The sequence below is a fragment of the Micromonospora sp. A202 genome, from assembly GCF_006715105.1.
In the GTDB taxonomy this organism is placed as follows: Bacteria; Actinomycetota; Actinomycetes; order Mycobacteriales; family Micromonosporaceae; genus Micromonospora; species Micromonospora zamorensis.
Window position 1 is genome coordinate 3,614,340 of record NZ_VFMP01000001.1, and the last position, 18,009, is coordinate 3,632,348.

At 70.7% G+C, this 18,009-nt stretch carries 13 protein-coding genes; 3 read left to right on the forward strand and 10 right to left on the reverse strand.

Annotated features, from left to right (window positions below):
* Window positions 1–109: 109 nt before the first annotated feature.
* Genes FBZ33_RS16875 through FBZ33_RS16890 form a run of 4 tightly spaced genes read right to left on the reverse strand, consistent with a single transcriptional unit; the run spans window position 110 to window position 6,085 of the window.
* Entirely contained in the window at window positions 110–1,747 is a 1,638-nt protein-coding gene (locus FBZ33_RS16875) for an extracellular solute-binding protein (protein WP_141909798.1), read from the reverse strand.
* A 55-nt stretch (window positions 1,748–1,802) separates the two neighbouring features.
* Window positions 1,803–2,714 (reverse strand): carbohydrate ABC transporter permease, encoded by a 912-nt coding sequence (locus tag FBZ33_RS16880; RefSeq protein WP_255508909.1) that lies wholly within the window; start codon window positions 2,712–2,714, stop codon window positions 1,803–1,805.
* Entirely contained in the window at window positions 2,711–3,700 is a 990-nt protein-coding gene (locus FBZ33_RS16885) for a sugar ABC transporter permease (protein WP_088948629.1), read from the reverse strand. Before FBZ33_RS16885 ends, FBZ33_RS16880 begins: the two co-directional genes overlap by 4 nt.
* A 9-nt stretch (window positions 3,701–3,709) precedes the next feature.
* Complete coding sequence (locus tag FBZ33_RS16890) at window positions 3,710–6,085, reverse strand: glycoside hydrolase family 3 N-terminal domain-containing protein (RefSeq protein ID WP_141909800.1); 2,376 nt, start codon at window positions 6,083–6,085, stop codon at window positions 3,710–3,712.
* Between the two features lie 318 nt (window positions 6,086–6,403).
* Between FBZ33_RS16890 and FBZ33_RS16895 the strand changes: the two genes are divergently transcribed.
* From FBZ33_RS16895 to FBZ33_RS16905, 3 genes are all read left to right on the forward strand, one after another.
* Entirely contained in the window at window positions 6,404–7,441 is a 1,038-nt protein-coding gene (locus FBZ33_RS16895) for a LacI family DNA-binding transcriptional regulator (protein ID WP_088951817.1), read from the forward strand.
* 22 nt (window positions 7,442–7,463) lie between these two features.
* Window positions 7,464–8,453, forward strand: coding sequence for an acetylxylan esterase (locus FBZ33_RS16900; protein WP_141909801.1), 990 nt, complete (start codon window positions 7,464–7,466; stop codon window positions 8,451–8,453).
* A 312-nt stretch (window positions 8,454–8,765) separates the two neighbouring features.
* Entirely contained in the window at window positions 8,766–9,896 is a 1,131-nt protein-coding gene (locus tag FBZ33_RS16905; protein WP_141909802.1) for a cellulose binding domain-containing protein, read from the forward strand.
* A 219-nt stretch (window positions 9,897–10,115) separates the two neighbouring features.
* On the opposite strand, the gene FBZ33_RS16910 is transcribed toward FBZ33_RS16905, so the two are convergent.
* The 6 genes from FBZ33_RS16910 to FBZ33_RS16935 all read right to left on the reverse strand — a co-directional run bounded on the left by FBZ33_RS16910 (window position 10,116) and on the right by FBZ33_RS16935 (window position 17,894).
* Window positions 10,116–11,483: an endo-1,4-beta-xylanase gene (locus tag FBZ33_RS16910; protein WP_141909803.1), complete on the reverse strand. Its 1,368-nt coding sequence runs from the start codon at window positions 11,481–11,483 to the stop codon at window positions 10,116–10,118.
* A gap of 373 nt (window positions 11,484–11,856) precedes the next feature.
* Window positions 11,857–12,321, reverse strand: a complete 465-nt coding sequence (locus FBZ33_RS16915) for a MaoC family dehydratase (RefSeq protein ID WP_141909804.1) — start codon at window positions 12,319–12,321, stop codon at window positions 11,857–11,859.
* A 17-nt stretch (window positions 12,322–12,338) separates the two neighbouring features.
* Window positions 12,339–13,487: an acyl-CoA dehydrogenase family protein gene (locus tag FBZ33_RS16920; protein WP_141909805.1), complete on the reverse strand. Its 1,149-nt coding sequence runs from the start codon at window positions 13,485–13,487 to the stop codon at window positions 12,339–12,341.
* 46 nt (window positions 13,488–13,533) lie between these two features.
* Complete coding sequence (locus tag FBZ33_RS16925; RefSeq protein WP_255508910.1) at window positions 13,534–16,338, reverse strand: AAA family ATPase; 2,805 nt, start codon at window positions 16,336–16,338, stop codon at window positions 13,534–13,536.
* A gap of 82 nt (window positions 16,339–16,420) precedes the next feature.
* Window positions 16,421–17,032, reverse strand: coding sequence for a TetR/AcrR family transcriptional regulator (locus FBZ33_RS16930; RefSeq protein WP_088948637.1), 612 nt, complete (start codon window positions 17,030–17,032; stop codon window positions 16,421–16,423).
* Between the two features lie 94 nt (window positions 17,033–17,126).
* Entirely contained in the window at window positions 17,127–17,894 is a 768-nt protein-coding gene (locus tag FBZ33_RS16935; protein WP_141909807.1) for an SDR family oxidoreductase, read from the reverse strand.
* Window positions 17,895–18,009 lie beyond the last annotated feature (115 nt).

Genomic DNA, 18,009 nt, shown 5'->3' on the forward strand with positions numbered 1-18,009 from the left:
GGTCCCAACGACCGGCAGAGCGCGGTGGGTCGCGCGCGTCGTACCGGCCGGTGGTGGCCGGGAGGTCCGGTCGGGCTGCGGTGCGCCGCCCGACCGGATCTCCCGCTGATCAGCCGTTGTTCTTCTGGAACCGTTCGTACGCCTTGTTGACCACGTCGATGTACTGCTCGGAGTTCTTCGCCTTCAGCTCGGCCACGTACGCGTCCCACTCGGTGAGGGGCCGCTGACCCAAAGCGAACTTGAGCGTGTTCTGGGTGACGAAGTCCTTCAACGGCGTCTCCCAGAGCGACACCTGCTCGCGCTCCTCGTCGGTCAACGGGGCGGGCGGGGGCACCACCCTGGGCGGGCGGGCGTCCATCACCTTCTGGAACTCCAACTCCTCCGGAGAGAAGAACCCACGCACCAGGTCTGGGCTGCCACCGTAGGCGAAGACGCCGTTCTGGAAGCCGAAGTCCTTCTGCAGGTGCTTGGGGGCCTTCGGGTTGAGGCCGAGGAAGTCGACTCCGGGGTTGAGTGTGCGCTTGCCGGACGCGTCCTTGGTGAAGGTCGTGCCCTCGATGCCCCAGCGGGCGAACTCCAAGCCGGCGTCGGAATACCACAGCCAGTCGATGAACTGCATCATGGCCACGAAGTTCTTGCTCTCCCGGGCCTTCGCGGAGATCATGATGCCGTTCTCCAGTCGGGGGAACGGGTTGACCTCGCCGGCCGGGCCGATCGGCAGCGGGATCTTGGCCATCTTCGCATTCGGCAGGGTCTTGGCCAGGTCGGGCCGGTGGTTGTTGACCAGGGTCTGCGCGTTGCCGGTGACCACGAAGGACTTGCCGTTGGCGAGCTTCTGGCGTGCCTGGTCGTCGGTCTGGGTGAAGCTCTCCGGGTCGAGCAGACCCTCGGCGACGAGCTTGTGCAGGAACGTGACCATCTGCCGGTACTGCTCGGACGCCCCGGTGTAGTTGAACTTCTTCGCCGCCGGGTCCCAGGTGGCGTGCTGGTAGTCCCAGCCGGCCTGGGTGCCGTGGGCGGAGCCGAGGATGTTGAGCAGCGCGCCGGTCGGGTTGGGCTTGCTGAAGAGGTCGGAGTACGGGTAGACGTTCGGGTACTTGGCCTTCATCGCCTTGAGCACTGTGTACAAATCGTCCCAGGTCTTCGGGACCGCGAGGTTGAGCTCCTGCATGATGTCGGTGCGCACCAGCACCGTGTAGTCCTGCGTGGGCTTCTCGTGCATGCCGGGCAGCAGGTAGAACTTACCGTCGGACTGCCGCAGGTTGTCGATCTCCGGCTTGAGGTTCCACTTGGCGATCTTGTCCTTGAGGTTGGGCATCAGATCCAGGTAGTCGCTCACCGGGAGGACCGCGCCGGACGACACGAACGCGTTCTCCTGCGGGTGGTACGTCTTCGGGATGATCAGCGGAGCGTCACCGGCGCCAATGAGGAGGCTGCGCTTCTGCTCGTAGTCACTGAGTGGCACGGCGACCGGCTCGATCTTGACGTTGGTCCGCTTGGTCAGCTCGGACCAGAACAGCCAGTCCTCCTTGAGCGGATAGAAGGTGTGGTTGTTGTAGAGCGTGGAGAAGGAGAGCGCCTCGGTGGCCTTGAACTGGTCGCCGACGCCGTAGTTGGCCATCGCGCCGGCCCGGTTCTCGGAGAGGTCCTTCGACTCGCCGGGGTCCTCGGAACAGGCGGTGGTGAGGCTGAGCGCGAGCACACCCGCGGTGGCTATCGCCACCCGGCGCCACGTCTTGTGGAGCATGGCTCGTCCTTTCGGTGGTGGGGGTGAAGGAAGTGATGCGATGCAGCGCCCGGCGTCATCCCTTGACCGCGCCGAGCATCACGCCGGAGACGAAGTACCTCTGGACGAAGGGGTAGACCGCCAGGATGGGCAGAGTGGTGAGCACGATCGTCACGGCCTGGAGCGTGGCCGCGGCCTGCACGACGTCGGCGTCGGCGGCGCCGGACTGCTGTGCGTCGGTGGCACCCGCGATGAGGTTGCGCAGGTACACGGTGACCGGCAGCAGATCCTGCTGGTCGATGTAGAGGAACGCGGTGAACCACGAGTTCCAGAACGAGACGGCGTAGAAGAGCACCATCGTCGCGATGATCGCCTTCGACAGCGGCAGCACGATCCGCAGCAGGATGCCGTAGGTGTTCAACCCGTCGACCGCCGCGGCCTCCTCCAACTCGATCGGCAGGCTTTCGAAGAACGCCTTCATGACCAGCAGGTTGAAGACACTGATGGCGTTGGGGATCACCACGGCCCAGATGGTGTTCTTCATTCCCAGGCTGGTGACCAGCACGTAGTTGGGGATCAGGCCACCGGAGAAGAACATGGTGAACAACGCGATGCCGACGAGGACCCCGCGGCCCTTGAGCTGCGGCTTTGACAGCACGTACGCGTAGCACGTGGTCAGCACGATCGAGATGAGCGTGGCGACCACCGTGTACACCAGCGTGTTGCGGTAGTTCGTCCAGAACAGCGAGTCGGACATCACCAGCTTGTACGCGGTCACGTCGAACCCGCGCGGGACGATGCTCACCTTCCCGGCGAGGATGTACGCCTCGTCGCTGAGCGAGCGGGCCACGATGTTGAGGAACGGGTACAGCGTCACGATCACGACGCCGATGAGGACGACCGTGTTGACGATCCGGAAGATCCGGTAGCCCCGGCTGTCCACCGGCCCGCGCGTCTTCGGGGCCTCGCGCTTCGTACCGAGGATCACCACAGGCTCGTCCCCACAGTGCGACGGGAGATGAGGTTCGCCGACAGGACCAGGATCAGCCCGATCACCGCCTCGAAGAGACCGATGGCGGCCGCGTAGCTGAAGTTGCTGGACTGGAAGCCCATCCGGAACAGGTAGGTGGAGATCACGTCCGCGGTCGGGTACGTCAGCGGGTTGTAGAGCAGCAGGATCTTCTCGAACCCGACGGCCATGAAGCTGCCGATGTTGAGGATCAACAGGGTCACCATCGTGGGCCGGATGCCCGGCAACGTCACGTGCCAGGTCTGCCGCAGCCGGCTGGCTCCGTCGATCCGGGCGGCCTCGTACAGGTCCTCGTCGATGGTGGTGAGGGCGGCGAGGTAGAGGATCGTTCCCCAGCCGACGGTCTGCCAGACCTCGGACGAGACGTAGATGGTGCGGAACCATTCCGCCTGCTGGAGGAACGCCACGGGATCGCCGCCGACGATCCGGACCAGCTGGTTGGCCGTGCCGTCGATCGAGGTCAACTGCATGACCATCGCCGCCACGATCACGATCGACAGGAAGTGCGGCAGGTACGACACCGACTGGACGAACCGCTTGAACCGGCGGGCACGCACCTCGTTGAGCAGCAGCGCCAGCACGATCGGCAGCGGGAAGCAGAACAGCAGGGTCAGCGTCCCGAGCACCAGGGTGTTGGTGAAGACCTCCCAGAACGTCGGGTCGGTGAAGAACATCCGGAAGTACCGCAGCCCCACCCAGTACTCGCCGAAGATGCTGCCGCCCGGCTTGAAGCGGCGGAACGCGATGATGTTCCCGAGCATCGGCAGGTAGCGGAAGACCAGGAAGAACAGCAGCGGAAGGATGGCCAGGGAGTAGAGCTGCCAGTCCCGGCGCAGCGCCTGCCGCCAGCTTCGGCGGCGGCGCGGCGAGCGCGGGGCGGGGCTGGGGGCCGCCGCCGGAGACCGGGGCGGTGCCGGCGGCGGTGGCCGCAACGTGGATGTCATCCTCGCCTCCTAGACGGACTGCGGAACGGCCACGAGGGGCTCGACCCGCACCGACGTGAACAGCTCCCGGTGGTGGCCCAGCTCGCGCTCGACTCCGGTCAGCCGCAGCGACAGGGCCGCCGCCACGTCACCGCTGGACCGGCCGAACCGCAGCTCGACCTCGCCGGGCTCGACGATCCGCCGACCGGACAGGCCGACGAACGACGCCACGTCGGCCGGTACGCCGAACGTCACGTGCGCCACCTCGCCGGGCTCCAACGGCAGTCGGGTGTAGCCGACCAGGCGGACCACCGGGCGGGTGGTCTGCGCGACCGGGTCGTGCAGGTAGAGCTGGACCACCTCGGTGCCGGCCCGGTCGCCGGTGTTGGCGACAGTGATCCGCACCCGCACCTCGCCGTCGGTCGGCCACGCGGCCGGCTGGTCGTGCGTGCCACCCGCCGGCTCGACAACCGTGGCGTCGGACCAGTCGAAGGTGGTGTAGCTCAGCCCGTGACCGAACGGGTAGGCCGGCGTCGGGTCGATCGAGGACACCTTGTTGCGCCGGCCGAGCGGGGGTGCCAGGTAGGTGCTCGGCAGTCCGCCAGCGTCCCGGGGCACACTCACCGGCAGCCGCCCGGACGGGTTGACCGCGCCGGTGATCACCTCGGCGAGCGCCTGCCCGCCGAGCTGGCCGAGGAAGAACGCCTGCACGACGGCCGCCGCGGCGTCGAACTCCGGGCCGAGCGCGTAGGGGCGGCCGGTCATCAGCACCAGGACGACCGGGGTGCCGGTGGCGAGGACGGCACGGGCCATGTCGGCCTGCACACCGGGCAGTCGCAGGTCGGCGGCGTCGCACCCCTCGCCGGAGGTGCCCCGACCGAACATCCCCGCCCGGTCGCCGACGGCGAGCACGCACACGTCGGCGGCGGCAGCCGCGGCGACCGCGGCCGGGATGCGAGAGGTGTCCTCACCGGTGATCGTGCAGCCCTGCTCGTGGCTGAGCAGCGGGACGCGTCGGGCCAGCTCGTCGCGCAGCGAGGGGATGTCCAGGCCCAGCCCGAACTCGCTGTGGTGGACGCCGACGTGGTTGGGGAACGAGTAGCAGCCGAGCATGGCCATGGGGTCGTCGGCGACGGGGCCGACCAGGGCGACCCGGTTGCCGACGGGCAACGGGAGGACGCCGGTGTTGCGCAGCAGGACGACGGCCTCCCGGGCCAGGCGTACGGCGACGTCCTGGCTGGCCTCGTCGTCGAGACGCAGCGACGCCACGTCGTCGGGCAGTTCCTGCCAGCCCTCGTCGAGCAGACCGATCTCGATCTTCTGGATCAGCACCCGGCGCAGCGCGCCGTCGATCAACGCCTCGTCGACCTCGCCACGGCGCACGGCCTCCACCAGCGGGCTGCCGAAGGTGTCCACTGTGGGCAGTTCGACGTCGATCCCGGCCCGCAGGGCGAGCCTTGCCGCGTCGGCGGGGCCGTCGGCAACGCCGTGCAGGGTCTCCAGGAAGCGTACGGAGAAGTAGTCGGCGACCACGGTGCCGGTGAAGCCCCACTCGTCGCGCAACAGCCCGGTCAGCAGCCCGTGGTCGGCGGCCACGGGCAGGCCGTCGATCTCGGCGTAGGAGTTCATCACCGAGCGGGCGCCGCCGTGGCGCAACGCCATCTCGAACGGCGGCAGGATGACGTCGGCCAACTCCCGGGGCCCCATCGGCACCGGCGCGAGGTTGCGTCCGCCACGGGAGGCGGAGTAACCGGCGAAGTGCTTCAGCGTGGCGACCACGCCGGCCCGCTCCAGGCCCCGCACGTACGCGGCACCGGTCGTCCCCACCAGGTAGGGATCCTCGCCGATCGTCTCCTCGGTGCGGCCCCAGCGGTAGTCGCGGGTGACGTCCAGGACCGGGGCGAGACCCTGGTGTACGCCGGCTGCGCGCATGGACCGTGCGATCCGGTCGGCCATCGCCTCGACCAGGTCGGGGTCGAAGGACGCGCCCCAGCTCAGCGGGGTCGGGTAGACGGTGGCCCGCCACGCGGCGAACCCGGTCAGGCATTCCTCGTGCACCTGCGCCGGGATGCCGAACCGACTGGCGGCCACGATCTGCGCCTGCGAGGCCGCCAGCGACCGGGCGCCGAGCACCGGGTCGACCGGCGCGGTGCCGAACGGGCGGGTGAGCTGGCCCAGCCCGTGCTGGATGACGGTGCTCCACTGCGGCAGCTCGCTGATCATGTCGGACTGGTGTGGCGCCACCCCCTCGCCGGAGGCCTCCGCGCCGACCCACACGCCGACGAGTTGGGCGATCTTCTCCTCCAGCGACATCTTCGGCAGGAGCGCGTCGGCCCGCTCGGCCGGCGTCAGCCGCGGATCGCGCCACGGCGCGGTGTCGCTGTCCCCGGGCAACTGACTACTCATGCCTTGACCCCTCAGCTCCGGCCACGTCCCCGTGCCCTCGTGGAACCCGTTCCGTGGCGGACATTTTCACGATCCGAAACTTTCCGGAAATCCGCGCAACCTTTTCGGCAACCTAAGGTCCCCATCGATGTGTGTCAAGAGTCTCAATCGGACGTCCGAGGGCCGCATCCTGCACACAGTGACTCTGCCGACAGCACTCCGTGGCGCACACGCCATATACGAGCCCACCTACGGCCGGACCGACTGTCGCACCGGCTGGCGTGGCCGACTGATCGTGTTAAGGTCTGCCGAAACTTTCGGATGCTGCTTGAGGTCGCGATGACAGAGCACCGCCCGCTCGACCCACCCGCCTCCACCACCATCGCGACCATCGCCAACGATGTCGGCGTCTCGGTCGCGACCGTGTCCAAGGTCCTCAACGGACGTGGCGATGTCGCCCCCGGCACCAGAGCCCGGGTGGAGGCGAGTCTCGACCGCCACCAGTACCAGCGCCGCGCCCGCCGGCCCTCGCCCGGCGGAGGACGTGTCGAACTCGTCTTCCACGAGTTCGACACGGGATGGGCGATGGAGATCCTGCGAGGTGTGGAGGCGGTGACCACCGCGGCCGGCATCGGGTTGTCGGTCGCCCAACTCGACGGCGCGCACCGCCCGCCGGCCCGATGGTTGGAGGCGCTGCTCGCCGACCGGCCGTTGGGCGTGGTGTTCGTCCTCTCCCACCTGGCCGAGGCGCAACAACAACACCTGCGGCGCCAGGGCATACCGTTCGTCGTCGTCGACACCGACAGCGCGACCTCGGCCTCCGTGCCCACCGTCGGCTCGAACAACTGGAACGGCGGCCTGCTCGCCGCCCGGCACCTGCTGGATCTGGGGCACCGGCGGATCGCCATCATCTCCGGGCCACCCGACGTGCTCTGCAGCCGCGCCCGCGCCGCCGGCTTCCAGTCGGCCCACGAGGAAGCCGGGATAACGGTCGACCGCGAGCTGGTCCGTTACGGCAGTTTCTCTGCCGGCGCCGGGCACGCCCACGGGCTGCAACTGCTACGCCAGCCGTCCCGACCGACGGCGATCTTCGCCGGGTCGGACATCCAGGCCATGGGGGTGCTCCGGGCCGCACGCCAGTGCGGCCTCCGAGTGCCCGAGGACCTTTCGGTGATCGGGTACGACAATCTGCCCGTCTCCGCCTGGACCGACCCGGCTCTCACCACGATCAACCAGCCGTTGCGCGACATGGCTGGCATCGCCACCCAGATGTTGCTCGACCTGACCCGGGGCAACGAGCCGGCGACCAGCCGGATCGACCTGGTGACCGAGTTGGTCGTCCGGGAGAGCACCGCACCCCCCGCCGACCCGCACTGATCCCGGCCCCCTGCGAGGAACCGTGTCTGACTCCGCCTTCATCCCCGACGAACTCCAGCGGTACGCCCCCGAGGTCGCCGAACCCGACGACTTCGACACGTTCTGGCGGGACACGCTCGCCGAGGCGGCTGCCCGACCGGTGCTCGTCGACGTCCGTCCGGAGCCCACCGACCTGCGACTGCTCGACTCGTGGGACGTCACGTTCGCGGGCTTCGGCGGTGACCCCGTACGGGCCTGGTACACCCGCCCGGCCGGTCGACCCGAGCCGCTGCCCACCGTGGTCGAGTACGCCGGGTACGGCCGCGGCCGTGGCCTGCCGCACGAGCGGCTGACCTGGCCGGTGGCCGGCTACGCGCACCTGCTGATGGACAACCGGGGTCAGGCGGGTCAGTACGGCGCCGGGGACACCCCCGACCCGCACGGCGCGCCGGGCGGACCCTCGCCGGTCACCTGGGGCATCCACGACCCGCGTGACTACCACTACCGCCGGTTGATCACCGACGCGGTGCGGGCGGTCGAGGCGGTCCGCGTCCTCCCGGGGGTCGACGTCGACCGGGTCACCGTGGTCGGTAACAGCCAGGGCGGCGGTCTGGCCTTGGCGGTGGCCGGTCTCGTCGCCGACCTGAGCGCGGTGCTGACCACCGCGCCGTTCCTCTGCGACATGCGACGGGCCGTCCAGCTCAGTGAACCCGCGCCGTACGGCGAGATCGCGCGTTACCTGGCCGTGCAGCGGGAGGCCGAGGAGTCCGTGTGGCGCACATTGTCCTACGTCGACGGTGTGAACTTCGCACGACGCGCGACGGCGCCGGCGCACTTCGGCGTGGGCCGACGCGACACCGTCTGCCCGCCGCGCACGGCGTTTGCCGCCTACAACCACTACGGCGCCGGCAACGGGAGGCCGGTCCGGCCGGAGCGGGAGATGCACGTCTACCCGTTCAACGGCCACGAGGGCGGCGAGGCCGTCCACGTCCGGCGGCAGCTGCGCTGGCTCGACTCGGTGCTCCAACCCTGACAGGTGGCGCGGCTCACCGCTGAGTCATAGTCGAGCGTTGATGCATTGCCGATGTTGATGCATTGCCGATGTTGATGCATTGCCGATGTTAGCGATAACACGCTATGGTGCGTCGGGCGGGGTACAGGGCACACTCCCGCCCACGGCCCATCGCGCCAGATCCTCCACAACCGGCGCCAGGTTCACCGCCACGACCACCAGTGAAGACGTCCGGGTTCCTGGTCGTTGCGCGCACCCCACCTCCGCGTACCGCGTCGTGGCGGCAGCCGTCCCTCGGTGGCCGCCGCCGCGTACACCCACCAGGAGCAGCCCATGAGCAGTTCGACCCTCGACCGTCCCGTCCCTCCCCCACCCGCCGCCAGCGCGACGACGAGGCGACCCCGCCGGGCTCGCCGGTGGTGGACTGCCCTGGCCGCCGTCGCCGCCATGGTCGCCGCCGTGCCGATCGCGACCACCCCCGCGAGCGCGGAGTCCAACGGCGGTGTACGTGTGATGCCCCTCGGCGACTCGATCACCGACGGGTTCAACGTTCCCGGCGGTTACCGGATCGAGCTCTGGCAACGGTTCACGACCGGCGGCTACCGCGTCGACTTCGTCGGCTCCCAGTTCAACGGTCCCGCCAACCTCGGCGACCACGACCACCAGGGCCACTCCGGCTGGACGATCGCGCAGATCGACGCCAACGTCGTCAACTGGTTGCGGGCCACGAATCCCCGGACCGTGCTGCTGCACATCGGCACCAACGACATGTACGGCGACACGTCGGGCGCCCCGGGCCGGCTTGCCGCACTGGTCGACAAGATCACCAACAACGTACCGAACGCGGACGTGTTCGTCGCGACGATCGTTCCGAAGTCCGGCGCGGACACCCAGGTCCGGGCGTACAACGCCGCGATTCCCGGGATCGTGCAGACCCGGGCCGCCGCCGGGAAGCGCGTCCACCTGGTCGACATGTACCGCGCGTTGACGCTCAGCGACCTGGCCGACGGCGTGCACCCCAACGCCACGGGCTACCGCAAGATGGCCGCGGCCTGGTACGACGCGCTGCGGACCGTGCCCGGCAGCATCGGGGGCGACACACCTCCGACCACCACGCCTCCGACCACCACCCCACCGACCACGCCGGACGGCTGCCGTGTCGCCTACACGGTCAACGCGTGGAACAGCGGTCTCACCGCGTCCATCTCCGTGACCAACACGAGCAGCACGCCGGTCAACGGCTGGGCTCTGGCGTTCACGCTCCCGAGCGGGCAGAGCATCACCAGCGGTTGGAACGCCAGCTTCGCCCCGTCCAGCGGAGCGGTCACCGCCCGCAACGTCTCCTACAACGCGACGATCGCGCCGAACACCTCGGTCGACGTCGGTTTCCAGGCGACCCACACGGGCAACGCCGGCCGCCCGTCCGCATTCACCCTCAACGGCACGGCCTGTACGACCGTCTGACACCCGTCGCGGTGCCGGGCAGCAGAGGTTCGGCACCGCGATGGGGAGCGCCCGCCATCGCCGACCCCTGGCGGGCGCTCCCCCGTCGCGAGGCCGACTCTCTCGTCCACGTCGCCGTACCGGCGGGAGTGTGGAGCTGGATGTCAGCGCTGTCCGCGAGTGCACAGACGACGGGGCGGCGACGGGATCCGTCGCCGCCCCATCAGCGTTTGGTGGTGCTCAGGAGACGGTGCAGGAGCGCACCACTGGACGGGTCCAGGTGCCGTTGGCCATGGTGGTGAAGCCGAAGACGTTGCCGCTGCCGTTCGACCGCATGGTCATGACGTTCCCGCTGCTGTCCCAGGTCGGGGTGCCGTTCCAGGTGTTGGAGACCTTCTGCGGCGGGGTGACGGCGACCACGACCGTCCAGTTGGTCGCCCCGCTGACGGTCACCTGGCTGTTGAACCGATCGCCCCATCGAGTGCTGTCCTGCAGCGTCGCGGTGCAACTGCCGCTGGGCGGGGTCGTCGGTGGGGTGGTGGGCGGAGTGGTGGGCGGGTCGGTCGGCGTGGTGCCGTTGTTCAACGCCGCCAGCACGGCGTCGTACGCCGCCTTCTTCTGACCGCTGCTGTTGAACAGCAGCGGCGTCTGGGACGCCCGCCACGAGTCACTGTCGCGGATGCCCCACACCGTGACGCCGTTGCAGCGGGCCACGGCCAGGCAGTCCTCCACCACGCTGCGGTAGGTGGCCGCCGGGGCACCCTGGATGTCCAGCTCGGTGACCTGAACGTCCACACCCAGTGCCGCGAAGCTCGACAGCGTGGTGCGGTAGTTGCTCACGTACGGGGAGTCGTTGTTGAAGTGCGACTGGAAACCGACGCAGTCGATCGGCACACCGCGAGACTTGAAGTCGCGGACCATGTTGTACACAGCCTGCGTCTTGGCGTGCGTCCAGTTGTCGGTGTTGTAGTCGTTGTAACAGAGCTTCGCACCCGGATCAGCCGTACGCGCGGCCCGGAACGCCGCCTCGATCCAGTCGTTGCCCGTGCGCTGGAGGTTCGAGTTACGACGCGCACCGGAGGTGCCGTCCTCGAACGCCTCGTTCACGACGTCCCACGCCACGACCTGACCACGGAAATGCGTGGCCACCTGCGTCACGTGGTTCAGCATCGCCGACCGCAGCGCGCTGCCACTCATGCTCTCCATCCACGGCGGCTGCTGCGAGTGCCACGCCAGGGTGTGACCCCGCACGCTCATCCCCCGACTCCGCGCGTGGTTCACGATCTGCTCCGCGGCGCCGTAACTGAACCGACCCTGCTGCGGCTCCGTCGCGTCGATCTTCATCTCGTTCTCGGGCGTCACCGAATTGAACTCTCGGTTGAGGATCGTCGTGTAGTTGCCATCCGACAACCTGCTCGCCGCCACCGCCGTACCGAAATACCGGCCCTTCTCCGCGGCAGAAGCGCCAAGGGTCGTCCCGGCGCTCGCCGTGCCGGGCAGGAACGCGGCGCTCGTGGCGGCGAGCAGAGCCGCGGCGGCGAGAACGATCGCCGTACGCGCTCGGGGGCCCGTCCGTGGACGGGTGTCCCCCTGGCACCTTTCGGTCATGTCTCTTCCTTCCGTGGGGCCCGGGGCGGGGCAACTGACGCACCGCTCCGGCGGTGGTGGGTGCCGGGCCGGGACCGCGCACGGAAGGCGTCCGGGAAGAGGCGCCAACCCTCGGTCATCGACTCCGGTGGATGAGGAGTATGTCAGCGCCGTTCATCGACGAGCAAGAATTTCCGGAAGTCTAACGAGACGTGGACCGCCCCGGTCATCACACCAAGAGACTGCTGCCCAGGTGGCACCCCATGCCGCAGCACGGTGAGGTCGTGGTGCATCGACCCAGGACGGAGCGAGAGGAACCCACCGCCGCAAGTTCCGGAACTTCTTCCGCAACGCCCACCCGCCGTACGGGCAGAGCGACGTTCCCGCTAGATGATCACCGACCGGCGGCGGGGTAGAGCCGGCTCACGGTCTCGGCCACGCAGACGGGCTTGCCGCCGGTGTCGCTCTCCACGGTGACCGTCGCGACCATCTGCACACCGCCGCTGACCGGCGACACCTCGGCGATGACGACGGTGGCGCGCACGGCGGCGCCGACCCGGACCGGCGCGGGAAAACGCACCTTGTTCAGCCCGTAATTGACCCCCATGGCCACCCCCTCGACCCGGTAGAGCCGGCCAGCCAGGGCCGGCAGCAGCGACAGGGTCAGGTAGCCGTGGGCGATCGTGCCGCCGAACGGCCCCGCCGCGGCCCGCTCCGGGTCGAGGTGAATCCACTGGTGGTCGTCGGTGGCGTCGGCGAAGAGGTCGACGCGGCTCTGCTCGATGCGCTGCCACGGGCCGGGCCCGATGGTTTCGCCGACAGCGGCGGCCAGCTCCTCGAACGAGCTGAAGACTCTCATGCCGGATCTCCCTGGAGCTAGAAGGCGTTGACGCCGGTGAGCGCGCGTCCGATGAGGAGTTGCTGGATCTGGCTGGTGCCCTCGTAGAGGGTGGCGACCCGGGCGTCGCGCAGGTACTTGCCGACCGGGTACTCGTCGATGTAGCCGTACCCACCGAAGACCTGGACCGCGTTGTTGGCCGCGCGGACGGCGGCCTCGCTGGCGAAGAGCTTGGCCATCGACGCCTCGGTGGCGAACGGCTGGTCGCGGTCGATCAGGTCGGCCACCTGCCACACCAGCAGCCGGGCGGCGGCGGTGTCCACCGCGATGGCGGCGAGGAGCTGTTGGACGAGCTGGTGCCCGGCGATCGGCTTGCCGAACTGGGTTCGCTGCCCGGCGTAGCCGACCGCCGCGTCGAGGCAGCCCTGGGCGATGCCGACGCACCCGGCGGCCACCGACATCCGTCCCTTGGCGAGGGTCGCCAGGGCCAGCCGAAACCCGCCGCCCTCGGGGCCGAGGCGGGCCGCGTCGGGCACGCGTACCTCGTCGAAGCCCAACTCGCCGGTGGCCTGGCCGCGCAGGCCCAGCTTGCCGTGGATCTCCCGTCGGGTCAGCCCCGGGCTGTCGGTGGGCACCAGGAACGCGGTGATGCCCCGGTGCCCGGGACCGCCGGTCCGGGCGAAGACGAGCGCGACGTTGGCGGTGGTGCCATTGGTGATGAACATCTTCGTGCCCGTGAGCAGCCAGTCGTCGCCGTCGCGGACCGCGCGGGTGCGCAGCGCGGCGGCGTCCGAGCCGCTGTCCGGCTCGGTCAGCGCGAAACAGCCGAGGGCGGTGCCGGCGCAGAGCCGGGGCAGCCACTCGGCCCGCTGCTCGGCCGACCCGTGGGCGGCGATGGACTTCGCGACCAGGCCGAGGGAGACCGAGACGATGCCGCGCACCGCCGAGTCGCCCCGGCCGAGCTCCTCCAGGACCAGGCAGTACGCGAGGTGGTCGCCACCGGAGCCGCCGTCGGCCTCGGCGATGGTCAGCCCCAGGAAGCCCAGGTCACCGAGCTTGCCGACGATGGCAGGGTCGACCGACTCACGTCGATCCCAGGCGGCCGCGTGCGGCAACAGCTCCCGGTCGGCGAACTCGGCGGCCAGTTGGCGCACCGCCGCCTGCTCGGCGGAGAGAGTGAGCTCCATGACGCTTAAACTAGCGGTGATAGTTTACCGCGTCCAGACCGGACGATCACCGATCCGAGGCCAGCCCGACCTGCCGCTCGGTGGCGAACGCCCGCGCCAGCTCGGTACGCGAGCGGATGCCCAGGCGGTGGAAGACGTTGCGCAGGTGGTGGTCGACCGTACGGGTGGAGAGGAACATCCGGGCCGCGATCTCACGGTTGGTCGCCCCCTCCGCGACCAGCTCGGCGATCTTCAGTTGCTGGCCGGTCAGCAACCGCGCCGCCGGCAGGTCCGGCGGACCGACCGACTCCCCGGCCGCCCGCAGCTCGGTGGTCGCCTGCTCGGCCCAGCAACTCACCCCGAGCAGCGTGAACATCTCACGGGCCTGGTGCAGGTGCGTACGCGCGTCGCGCGGGCGCCGGCTGCGGCGCAGCTCCTGACCGAAGAGCAGCTCGGTGCGGGCCCGTTCGAACGTGCCGGCCTCCGTCGGGTGCAGCCGCAGCGCCGTCTGGAACTCCTGCTCGGCCTCGGGGCCGCCGCGCGGCGCGAGCAACGCGTGGCACCGCGCGGACAGGGCCCGGCGCAACGGGCTCGCGGTGCTGCTGGCCCACCTGTCGAACACGGCGAGCGCAGCCGTCGCCGCAGGTCGGCAGGGCAGGTGGGCCGCTGCCTCCACCAGGTAGGGGGTGGCCATCACCTGCACGAGAACCTGACCGCGCCCGGTGCCCAGCCGGGCCAGTGACGCCAGCCGGTTCGCGGCCTCGGCGTGCCGGCCGTCGACCAGGTCGAGTACCGCAAGAGCCCACCCGGCAAACGCGTGCGGACGGCTGCCCGGCGTCGGCGTCTCGCCCATCTCGCGGATGCGCCGCAGGCTGGTGTCCCGGTCGGCCCGCACGGCGGCGAGCACGGCGAGCATGCCGAGGTGGACGTTGGCGCAGTTGGCCTGACCGGTGGCACGCGCGACCCGCAGCCCGTCGCGGGAGGTTTCCGCCGCCGCCTCGTGCCGGCCCAACCAGTACTCGGCGACCGCCCGCAACTCCAGCGCCCGGGACAGCATGGACAGCTCACCCCGCTCCCGGGCCAGCGCGACGGCGCGATCGGCGAGCCGGTGTGCCGCGCCGTCCACGGCGACCACCAGGCCGGCCGCCGCGGCACAGCTCAGCGCGGTGGGGGTCAACGCCGACCCGGTCAGTCGGCCACCCAGCACGACGGCACGACGCAGTGCGGGGCCGGCCCGCTCGTGGTCGCCCCGCAGGGTCGCCGCCACCCCGCCGACCAGGCTGCCCATCAGCTCCATGGATGGAGGATCGTTCGGCCGCCGCAACGCCGACGCCCGGCGGCCGACCTCGGCGTACCGGTACTGGTCACCGGCGAAGCAGACCGCCTCGCCGGCCCGTACGAGCCCGGACATCGCCAGCGCGCGGTCGGTGCCGGCCACCGCTCCCGCCGAGGCCAGCAATCTGGCCGACGCGCGGGCGGCGGTGCCGCATCGCAGCTCCAACTCGCCGCGCAGCAGGTCGGCGCGACCCCGGACGGCCGGGTCGCGGTAGACCGCGCGGAGACGGTCGAGCAGGAGCCGGGCCACGTCGGGCTGGCCCCCGGTCCAGGCGTAGTGGGCGGCGGTCAGCAGGCGGGCGGCCGACTGGGTCGGCTGGTCGCTGAGGTCGGCGGCCCAGCGCAGCGCCGCAGAGGCGGTGGCCCAACCGTCGGCGCCGCCGGCTGCCGCCGCTTCCAGCTCGTCGGCGAGGGCGGGGTCGGCACCCGCCGCCGCGGCGGCGAGGTGCATCGCCCGGCGCAGCCGCTGCCCGTCGGCCACCAGCACGCCGGCGAGCAGTCGGTGAGCCGCGCGCCGCTCCGCGAGTGGGGCGCTGGCCGCGATCATCGTGCGCACCAGGGGCTGAGGAAAGGTGACGCCTCGCGGCTCGACGCGGACCAGGCCGGCGACCTCCGCCGGGGCGAGCGCCTCGATCTCGGACCCGGCGACTGCCGCGGCCCGGATCAGGGTGCCCGGCTCGCCGTCCTCGTCGAGCGCCGCGAGCAGCAGCATCCGTCGGGTGTCCGGTGGCAGCCGGTCCAGCCGGGCCCGGTACGCGCGGCCCAGAGCACCGTCCGCCGGTGGCGCGGCGGGTAACGACTCCTCCCCCCGCCACTGGCCGGGACTGAGCACGTCGACGAGGTCCACCAGGGCCTGCGGGTTGCCGCCGCCGATCGCGGCCAGCGCGGTCACGACCGACTCGGCGGGCCGCTCGGGGAGCCGGTCGCCGCTGCCCCGCTCGATCAACGATCGGAGTCTGCCGGTGACGACGGCGGCGCTCTCGTGCTCGGTCAGGGCGCGAAGCCGGTGTGCCGGTATCCCGTCGACAGTGGCGGTCACGTCCGCGGTGAGCAGGATGGCGATCGGCAGGTGGCGCAGCCGGCGGGCCACGAAGGCCAGCACCTGGGCGCTCTGCGGGTCACCTCGGTCGACGTCGTCCATCGTGGCGAGCAGCGGACGGTCGCGGGCGGCGGCGGTGAGCAACCCGAGCACCGCCATCGACAGCGTCAGCCGGCGGTCGGCCGGGCAGCTCTCGCCGCCCAGCGCGCGCCGCAGCAGTCGACGCTGCTCGTCCGGGAGGACGGTGAGCCGGTCGAGCACGGGGTCGACCAGACGTTGCAAGCCGGCGTACGGCAGGGCGGCCTCCTCGGCGAGCCCGCTCCCGGCGAGCACGGTGCAGCCCTCGGCGTGCCGGTGGGCGTAGCCGACCAGCGCCGTCCGACCCGATCCGGGCTCACCGTGCAGCAGCAGGGCACCGCCGCCGTTGGGCATGCCGTCGAGGAGGCTCCGGACAGACCGGCACTCGTCGTCCCGGCCACGCAGCACGGTTAGTTGCACTCTCGATGCAGTAACCATGCATGTCAGTGTCACTCATCGGAAACCGAATGGAAAGAGGGGGCGATATCGGGCCGGACCGGAGTCAGTCGGCCGCGACCTCCGCCAACAGGGCCCCCACCGTCCGGGTCATCACCGCGCGGGCCTGGTCCACGCCCAGCCCGAGGCCGTAGCGCAGCATCGACCAGGCTGGCCACATGCTCGCCGCGATCAGGGCGTTGAGCAGTTGCTCCCGACCCCGACCAGCCTGGGCCAACTCGGCGGCGAAGAGCTCCTCGACCTCGTCGCGGACGCGGTCGATGTGCTTGAGACGGTTGCGGTGCAGTTGGTCGGAGACCGGCTCGCGCATCTGCGCGGCACGCGCCGACGGCGTGATGAGCTGGAGCAGCCGGGCCCGCTGCCGGCAGTACGCGTCGACCCGCTTCGCCAGCGGCAACCCGGGCGAGACCGGCCGGTAGGCGGCGTCCTGCTGGCGGAGCACCTCCGCGCCGCTCGCCTCGAAGAGCGTCTCCATGTCCTTGAAGTTGGTCCAGAGCGTCCGCAGCGAGATGCCGGCCCGTTCGGCGATGCGCTCCCCGGTCGGGCGGAGGTCCCCCTCGCCGATGAGCGCGAGATGAGCCTCGACGATGGCCGCGCGGGTGCGCTCGGCCCGGGCGGTACGCCCGTCGACCCGGCTCGCGACCTCGACCCCGTCCATCCGCCCCCGCCCTCTCACCGCCACGGCGCCTCCTGACGCACCGCCGAGTCTAGACAGGCGGTGATCAGCGGTTCCGGGCCGACCGCCGGGGCTGTCATCCTGCTCGACCGGTCAGCGTGACGCCGCCGTCGCAGACGATGGTCTGCCCGGTGATCCAGCTGGCGTCGTCGGAGGCGAGGAAGGCGACCGCGCCAGCCACGTCCTGCGGCAGGCCGAGGCGGCCCAGCGGGTACCGTGCCGCGACCTCCTCCTCGCGCCCCTCGTAGAGCGCGGCGGCGAAGCGGGTCTTCACCACGCCGGGTGCGACGGCGTTGACCCGGACCGTCGGCCCCAGCTCCACGGCGAGACTGGCGGTGAGGTGGTTGAGCGCGGCCTTGCTCACCCCGTAGAAGGCGATGCCGGGCGACGGTGTGAGACCGGCGATCGACGAGACGTTGACCACACAGCCGCCGCGCTCGGTCATGCCGGCGGCACACACCGCCTGCACCCAGCCGAGTGTGGCGACGACGTTGACGTCCAGGATCTTGCGGGCCGCGGCCGGGTCCAGCCCGATCAGCGGACCGTGCACCGGGTTGATGCCGGTGTTGTTGACCAGCAGGTCCACCGGCCCGAACGCCTCACTGACCTGGAGCACCGCCTGGGCGCGATGTTCGGGGTCGTCGGAGCGGCCGGGCACGGCGACGGCGTACGCCGACCCGCCCAGGGCGGCGACCGCCTCGGCGAGCGCCTCGGGATGTCGGGCGGTCAGCCCGACCCGGGCGCCTTCGGCGACGAGGCGTTGGGCGATGGCCAGACCGATGCCCCGACTGGCGCCCGTCACGATGGCGACCCGTTCCGCGAGTCGGCCCGAATATGCATTCACGGTGCAGATAGTAGGAGGACTGATCGGTGCCGGTCAACGTCCCGGACAGCCGGTCACGAGACCCCGTCACCCGAGCGCGCACAGCCGTCCGACCGGGCGTGGTCACGCGAGACCA

What these genes read in the sequence shown, in the direction of transcription:
- FBZ33_RS16875 (WP_141909798.1), bottom strand. Translation starts at nt 1,747, where the DNA reads ATGCTCCACAAGACGTGGCGCCGGGTGGCGATAGCCACCGCGGGTGTG.
- FBZ33_RS16885 (WP_088948629.1), bottom strand. Translation starts at nt 3,700, where the DNA reads ATGACATCCACGTTGCGGCCACCGCCGCCGGCACCGCCCCGGTCTCCG.
- FBZ33_RS16890 (WP_141909800.1), bottom strand. Translation starts at nt 6,085, where the DNA reads ATGAGTAGTCAGTTGCCCGGGGACAGCGACACCGCGCCGTGGCGCGAT.
- FBZ33_RS16895 (WP_088951817.1), top strand. Translation starts at nt 6,404, where the DNA reads ATGACAGAGCACCGCCCGCTCGACCCACCCGCCTCCACCACCATCGCG.
- FBZ33_RS16905 (WP_141909802.1), top strand. Translation starts at nt 8,766, where the DNA reads ATGAGCAGTTCGACCCTCGACCGTCCCGTCCCTCCCCCACCCGCCGCC.
- FBZ33_RS16910 (WP_141909803.1), bottom strand. Translation starts at nt 11,483, where the DNA reads ATGACCGAAAGGTGCCAGGGGGACACCCGTCCACGGACGGGCCCCCGA.
- FBZ33_RS16915 (WP_141909804.1), bottom strand. Translation starts at nt 12,321, where the DNA reads ATGAGAGTCTTCAGCTCGTTCGAGGAGCTGGCCGCCGCTGTCGGCGAA.
- FBZ33_RS16920 (WP_141909805.1), bottom strand. Translation starts at nt 13,487, where the DNA reads ATGGAGCTCACTCTCTCCGCCGAGCAGGCGGCGGTGCGCCAACTGGCC.
- FBZ33_RS16930 (WP_088948637.1), bottom strand. Translation starts at nt 17,032, where the DNA reads ATGGACGGGGTCGAGGTCGCGAGCCGGGTCGACGGGCGTACCGCCCGG.